Raw genomic sequence first — 6,852 nt, forward strand, 5'->3', positions numbered from 1 at the left:
TAAGACATGAACTGAGCGTATTAATGCTCCTGCCCTGAGACTGAGCCGGTGAGTGAGGGGCTGAGAAATCCCTCTTGACACTGCTCTAAACCAGAAATACTTCCCCGGTTGTTGCGGTGCGTCCGGATCCCCGATAACGGAACACTAAGGCTGTATTGCGGGACACCAGGTAAGTGGCAGCCCGTAATACGTCAGGAGACGCGGGAAAAGTGAATTCCCACACGCGTTATAAACTTACCCTTGCGGAGCTGGAAGCCTTTAACTCTGCCGTTGACAACCGGCTGGCAGAACTGACAATGAACAAACTTTACGATCGCGCGCCGGCTTCCGTCTGGAAATATGTCACCTGAATATTGAAGCAGCGCTACGATGACTCCGGTGTTATCTGCACCGGAGGACCGGGAACATTAAGCGGTATAGCGACAACAAAGAATTCGAAATCAAAAGGGAATGGTGCCGGAGGCGTGGGCGGTAATAGGCTGATTTTCAGGTATTACCGGCTTACAACGTGTGGTTGATATTGAGGGGCTGTGAGTTTCGCGTATTTGTCAGAAACCCAGATGAGTTTTCCTGTATGGGACGAAATAAGGCAGCGGCAATCCCTGGAAAATTTAATATGGTATGAAGGAGAACCTGTCGGTTACGCTTAATATACACGGTACACTGTCAGCTCAGGGGATACATGAACCGTTATCTCACCAGCTACACAGTATACACACACTGACGCTGACAGTAGTCAGCAGGACCACAATAATCAGCGCCAGCAGTATGGTAACGATACGGTCTGTATTCCGGTAGTAGCCGAAGGGGTCGACAGAACCACAATACGGGCAACACACTGTATTATGAGTAATCGCGTTTCCACAGTCCCTGCACTTCTTTTTGCGTATCACCATCACTCCCTCCTCACAGCCTTACCCGTAACCGGTTTTTTACATTAAAAAACGACGCTGAAAATTCAACCGTCAGTCCGGAGACGACCGTTCGGGTTATCACAGAGTGCCTGAGACAGTGTCCTGCCGGAGGTCACTTCAGGGACTCTGCGTATTTTTTACGACGTGGCTATTCCGTATGAACCATACGGAGATTTAACCATGACCTACAAATACAACCCCTTCTGGCAGCAACGTATTCGTGAGACGGTGCGGCACGCACTGAATGTTCATCCCCGCCTGACGGCATTGCGGGTTGACCTGCGTCTCCCGGATGTACCGGCAGCAACGGACGCAGCTGTGATATCCCGCTTCATCAATGCCCTGAAAGCCCGAATCGACGCTTACCAGAAACGTAAGCATCGGGAAGGTAAACGCGTGCATCCCACAACCCTGCATTACGTCTGGGCCCGGGAGTTTGGGGAGTGCAAAGGTAAAAAACACTATCACCTGATGCTGCTGGTCAACCGGGATACCTGGTGTCGTGCCGGTGATTACCGCGCTCCGGAGTCTCTGGCCGGGATGATTAAACAGGCGTGGTGCAGTGCCCTGGGAGTGGATGTCGGGTGCCATGCCACGCTGGTGCATTTTCCGGCCTGGCCGGCGGTGTGGCTGGCGCGTAATGATGACACCGGCTTTCAGCAAGTGCTGGAACGTGCTGACTATCTGGCGAAGGAGCATACCAAAGCTCACTGCACCGGTGAGCGCAATTTTGGCTGTAGCCGGAGTTGAGCACGACTGGCGCGCCAATATCCGGCAAACCAAAAGTATGGGTTGTTGTCTGGCGGCAACGATGTATCCACTCGCCCACTGACTGTTTTTTACGTCAGTGTTCCATTGTGTGACAACCACAGTGCTGTAACAGCAACCAGCCTGCTTTACCCAAACTCCAGTCCAGATTTTAACTGAACCGCCATTCACACCCTGACCACGCTGCCCGTACCGGGACGGCTGTTGCCTGCGTGTCGTCTGGCGGCTGAGGTATATGACTATGTACGCAAAATCCTTTATCGCTCTTGATGGCAACGGACGTCTGACGGGCGCCCGTACTGCACAGGCCGCACCTTATGCTAACTACACCTGCCACTTGTGTGGCAGTGCACTCAGATACCATCCGCAATACGAAACTGAACTTCCCTGGTTTGAACACACTGACGACAGGCTGACAGAGCACGGTCAACAGTGCCCTTATGTCAGGCCGGAGCGCAGAGAAATACAGTTGATTAAACGTCTGCAGCAATTCGTACCGGATGCCTTACCCGTGGTGCGTAAAGCCAGCTGGCACTGCAGACAATGTCACCACGATTATTATGGGGAGCAGTACTGCACACACTGCCAGACCGGAGGATTCAGTATTCCCCGGACAGCTCAGCAACTGTCTTGAACGTAAAAATTATGGAGCAACGTGATGGTACGATTCATTCCATTCTTCGTTCTTTCTGAGCATTGCGTTCAGGATAGTCAGCAGCTTGCGTATACAGGCAACCAGCGCCACTTTTTTGGGTTTTCCTGCGGCAAGCAGTCGCATGTAAAACACCTTTATTACCGGGTTAAAGCGGGTTGCGACAAGCGCTGCCATGTACAGGGCTGTTCGCACACCAGCCCTGCCGCCAAAGATGGTTCGTCGCCCTCTCATCGTGCCCGAGTCCCGGTTTACTGGAACCATACCGACAAGCGCACTGATTTCACGCCTGGAGAGGTTACCCTGTTCGGGTACTTCCGCCAGCAGCGCAGCAGCCGTCATGGTGCCAACACCTTTAATACTGCTCAGTCGCTTAGCAAGCTCTTTGAAGTGGCTATGGATATGGCTGTTCATGTCAGCATCTAGTCGCGCAAGCTCGTCTTCCAGTGCTTTGATGATGATATTAATGCTTTTCCTGTTCTATGGATGAGCAGGGTGCAACCGGTTTCTCTCGGCAACCAGCATCGTAATCAACTGCCGCCTACGAACTACCATTGCAGTGAGAACCTGACATTCAGTATCCGGCAGTGCTCTGATAAAGCGTTCCCGCTCCGGATGCCGGTTGAGAACCTCAGCCATCTGGGAAAGCACTCTGGCATCAATACTATCAGTTTTCGCGAGGTATCCCATGGCGCGGGCAAAGTCACGAGCTTGTCTGGGGTTAACCACGGCAAGCTCAAAACCTTCTGCCTGAAGCGCACAGACTATGGCGGTTTCAAGTCCTCCAGTGGCTTTCATTAAAACCAGCGCAATGGCGTACATTCTCAACTCAGCAATGATGGCCTCAAAGCCATCACTGTCATTGCCGACAGAAAATTGTTCAATAGCGCTGCTGGCGGCAATATCCAGTATCGCTTTCGAAACATCGATACCCACACAAAGTGAACCTAGCTGACTCATGATTACCCATCCTTGCAAATGCGTTATGGCGTACTGACAACTGTTCGGGTTTCTGATGAGTGGCTCAGTGTATGCGCCATTCGCTGAGCCACGGGCTATGAACCCCTTGAGGGATCGGGCTGCATACACCTTGCCAAATCTAATCACAGTTATTTTAACCAATTGTCAAGATACAAGGAGGAGATATGCGAATTCTGAACTGCTATATGGCGAATGACAGCAAAGGCCATTTTGTTACGGCGAAAGAAGCCGCGAAGAACAACCGACAGGACGTTTTGTGCTGTGTGTCCTGTGGTTGTCCGTTAACACTTAAGCGGGGCAATGACGGACAACCGCCGTGGTTTGAACATGACCAGATGACTGTTGCTGCGAAAATCCTGCTGCGATGCACCTGGCTTGACCCGGCAGAGAAAGAGGCCCGTCGTTTGCATCTGCAGGGCATGACGGTTCCGGATTATACGGTGAAGGTGAGAAAGTGGTTTTGTGTGATGTGTGACGAAGATTATGAGGGGGAAAAGTGCTGCCCGCGTTGTGGTACTGGGGTATACAGCAGGGAGGGGGGGCTGCAGGAAGGCAACTGGAAGGATAGGAACTGAGCGGTTCAGTCGCGGAAATCAGTTGCAGAGCTGTAATGATATCTCCGGGAGTGCTGCGTTGGTAGGGGCATCCCGGGATAGAGAAATTTTAGCACTTTGCCCTGAATGATTGTAGACGCCCCGAGTACTCGTACCGGTCTGAGTTATTACAGTTAGATATTCACTTTTTCTCCCGCATACTTCACATCTGTCAACGACGGATGAAAAGTGGTTCTTCCGCAACCTGGGTGGAAGAAAATGGATGAAACTTTCTGGCGAACAAGGATCTAAGCTGTTTTAAGTTATGGGCAACCCAATGCACTCTCTTAAGACACTTCTACAGTTACCTTGCGGATGGCGATGCAGTCGACAAATTATTAGCTCTGACGGTATAACCCTCCATCTCCACGGAAAACGCAAAACAGCACAATGTCCTGAATGCTTTAAGCGTAGCGACTCTGTTCATAGTTGTTGTCGGCGCCGGATACAGCATCTACCCTGATCAGGGCAGACGCTATGGCTTGTATTTTCCGTCCGCCACTGGTACTGCCGTAACCCAGCTTGTTCACGTAAAATTTTTGCCGAGTCGCTTGCTCCCTTCGCCGGTTCACACCAACAGTCTTCACAGGCGTTACAAAATTTACAACGTCAACTGGGATTAATAGCTGGAGGTGAGGCTGGAAAACGGGCTGCAACGGCAGCGGGTCTCCGTTGCAGTGCTGATACTCTTCTTCGCAGGGTTATCAATACCCCGGAGACGAAACAGTCAGGCGCGCCTCATGTCGGTATTGATGAGTGGGCGTGGCATCGGGGCCACTGCTGCGGTATGTTAATAGTCAATCTTGATACTCACCGTCCCCTCGTCCTGCTTCCCGGCCGTGATCAGCGTACGCTGGCGACCTGGTTCAGAAAATATCCGGAAATACAGGTTGTCTCGCGTGATCGCAGTGGAGTCTATGCGACAGCAGCACGTGAAGGTGCACCTCAGGCCAGACAGGTGGCCGATCGATGGCACCTGCTAAAAAATATTGGTGATGAGCCTGAACGAATGATGTACAGACATATGCCTCTGATACGTCTTGTTGTCAGAGAGTTATCACTGAAGAAATCACCTGAGCCAGAAATATCTGTGCCTGTAGCATCGCTCCGTCGTCCGGAACGCCTTAAACAGCAAACCCGCAAAAAACGGCATCAGCATTGGACAGAGGTTATGGCCCTGCATAACAAGGGATGTAGTTTCAGGGAAATATCCCGTATTACAGGCCTGTCGCGAGTGACAGTCAGTCGCTGGGTGCGTTCAGGAACATTCCCTGAAATGTCAACCCGGCCTCCAAAGCGAGGGCTTCTGGACCCATGGAGGGAGTGGTTAAAAGAGCAACGAGAAAGTGGTAATTATAATGCCAGCCGGATATGGCGGGAAATGGTGGCCCAGGGGGGGGACAGGCAGTGAAACCATCGTCAGGGATACTGTTGCCAAATGGCGTAAAGGCTGGAACCCACCGGTTACTACTGCCGCAAGACTTCCTTCAGTGTCCCGGGTAAGCCGCTGGTTGATGCCCTGGAGAATAATCAGGGGCGAAGAAAATTATGCATCCCGATTTATTAGTCTGATGTGTGAAAAAGAACCGGAGTTGAAAATAGCACAGCAACTGGTACTCGAGTTCTACCGTATTCTGAAAACCTAAAATAAATCACAGCTAAGCAGCTGGTTCACTCGAGTCCACGAAAGCGGCTCAGCAGAACTTCGGTGCGTAGCTGCGGGGATGGAAGCTGATGCTGCGGCTATATGTGAGGCAATCAGCAGTCGCTGGAGTAATGGTGTTGTCGAAGGTCATGTAAATCGCCTGAAGGTGCTGATACGCCAGATGTATGGTCGAGCCGGATTTGAACTACTTAGGCGGAGGGTAATGAGTCCACTGGCATGAAAATCTTCACCTAGGTTGCGGAAGAGCCACTTTTGCACTGTTCGTGACAGTATGGTCTTTATGTACTCACTTTGTTACCGGTAGCTGAATCATCACTACCGTGCTGCAAATGGTGGTGAACAGCATCAATTGTGGAATGAATGTTGCCGAAGCGACCAATGCGCCTCGTTTCCACCATCAGTGGTTGCCGGACGAGCTGCGTGTTGAAAAGGGTTTAGTCCGGATACGCTCAAGCTGCTGGAAGCAAAAGGTCAGAAAGTGGCGCTGAATGAGGCGATGGGCAGCACGCAAAGCATTATGGTTGGGTCGGATGGTGAGTTGTACGGCGCATCCGACTCGCGCTTGGTGGATGATTTAACGGCGGGGTATTAATTGACATCCCCCGGCGCAGTGTGCCGGGGGATAATGGTTTTATGCGGTCAATAATCGTCCGGGATTATCGATACAGAGTTTTTTGAGGATCGTTTTATCGACGCCGCGCTCCGCCAGATAGGCCAGAAAAACATCTGGAACAAATCCCCAGCCATTACCGCCATTTTTAGCCCACATTTGTTTAAGGAAGACATCGTGGCTGAGAACAAGCTGATCGGCGTATCCCAACTCAATGAGATGAGCGACGGCATCGGCAGTCTCCTGCACCCCTGGCGCTATTCCCTCTTTCGGGAAGGTAATGTCTAGGCCAATCATGTCGAATTCCAGCCAGACACCCTTATCAAGCATTTTCCGCTGATACGCCACGTCTTTTCCTGACGGATCCGAGTGTGCGAGAGAGACTTTATTTGGCGAGACGCCCATTTCACCTAACACAATGTCGAGTACTTCATCACCGCGACGAAGCCAGCCCGGCATGTGAATATTCATCGCCACATGAGGATTGTTAATCTGTGCCAGCGAGGCAGCCCGCAAGCTGTTATGCTCGGCTTCGGTAAATGTCGGTGAGACACCTATTTCACCGATCATTCCGGCACGAATATCCGTATCGCCAATCCCTTGATTCAATTCGTTATCAATCGTTGCCGCCAGTTCATCAACCGTTTTATGAATTCTCTGGCTTTCAA

At 51.4% G+C, this 6,852-nt stretch carries 5 protein-coding genes and 4 pseudogenes; 6 read left to right on the forward strand and 3 right to left on the reverse strand.

The window, feature by feature from the left end:
* The first annotated feature begins 173 nt into the window (after positions 1 to 173).
* The gene (locus RTW80_RS21700; protein ID WP_001344112.1) at positions 174 to 350 is read left to right on the forward strand and encodes an Hha/YmoA family nucleoid-associated regulatory protein; all 177 of its coding nucleotides are present in this window, start codon (positions 174 to 176) and stop codon (positions 348 to 350) included.
* A 345-nt stretch (positions 351 to 695) separates the two neighbouring features.
* Here RTW80_RS21700 and RTW80_RS21705 read toward each other — a convergent pair whose 3' ends face one another.
* A complete protein-coding gene (locus RTW80_RS21705) occupies positions 696 to 896 on the reverse strand; it encodes a hypothetical protein (protein ID WP_001297219.1) in 201 nt (66 codons plus the stop codon).
* A 198-nt stretch (positions 897 to 1,094) separates the two neighbouring features.
* Here RTW80_RS21705 and RTW80_RS21710 point away from each other — a divergent pair, with 198 nt between their 5' ends.
* Both RTW80_RS21710 and RTW80_RS21715 read left to right on the forward strand, forming a co-directional pair.
* The gene (locus RTW80_RS21710) at positions 1,095 to 1,664 is read left to right on the forward strand and encodes an inovirus Gp2 family protein (protein WP_000221544.1); all 570 of its coding nucleotides are present in this window, start codon (positions 1,095 to 1,097) and stop codon (positions 1,662 to 1,664) included.
* Positions 1,665 to 1,923: 259 nt separating this feature from the next.
* Positions 1,924 to 2,316 (forward strand): putative zinc ribbon protein, encoded by a 393-nt coding sequence (locus RTW80_RS21715; protein WP_282658000.1) that lies wholly within the window; start codon positions 1,924 to 1,926, stop codon positions 2,314 to 2,316.
* 9 nt (positions 2,317 to 2,325) lie between these two features.
* Here the strand turns inward: RTW80_RS21715 and RTW80_RS21720 are convergent.
* Positions 2,326 to 3,294 (reverse strand): annotated as a pseudogene (locus RTW80_RS21720) (IS110 family transposase).
* A gap of 185 nt (positions 3,295 to 3,479) precedes the next feature.
* On the opposite strand from RTW80_RS21720, the gene RTW80_RS21725 reads away from it, so the two are divergent.
* From RTW80_RS21725 to RTW80_RS21735, 3 genes and pseudogenes are all read left to right on the forward strand, one after another.
* A complete protein-coding gene (locus tag RTW80_RS21725) occupies positions 3,480 to 3,890 on the forward strand; it encodes a zinc-ribbon domain-containing protein (RefSeq protein ID WP_001221632.1) in 411 nt (136 codons plus the stop codon).
* 283 nt (positions 3,891 to 4,173) lie between these two features.
* A pseudogene (locus RTW80_RS21730) lies at positions 4,174 to 5,794 on the forward strand (ISL3 family transposase).
* 88 nt (positions 5,795 to 5,882) lie between these two features.
* Positions 5,883 to 6,166, forward strand: a pseudogene (locus RTW80_RS21735) (gamma-glutamyltransferase); the annotation flags it as partial.
* 39 nt (positions 6,167 to 6,205) lie between these two features.
* On the opposite strand, the pseudogene RTW80_RS21740 reads toward RTW80_RS21735, so the two are convergent.
* Positions 6,206 to 6,852, reverse strand: a pseudogene (locus tag RTW80_RS21740) (phosphotriesterase-related protein); the annotation flags it as partial.

Origin of the sequence: Escherichia sp. AM3, from assembly GCF_032029835.1 — a bacterium.
Taxonomy (GTDB): Bacteria; Pseudomonadota; Gammaproteobacteria; order Enterobacterales; family Enterobacteriaceae; genus Escherichia; species Escherichia coli.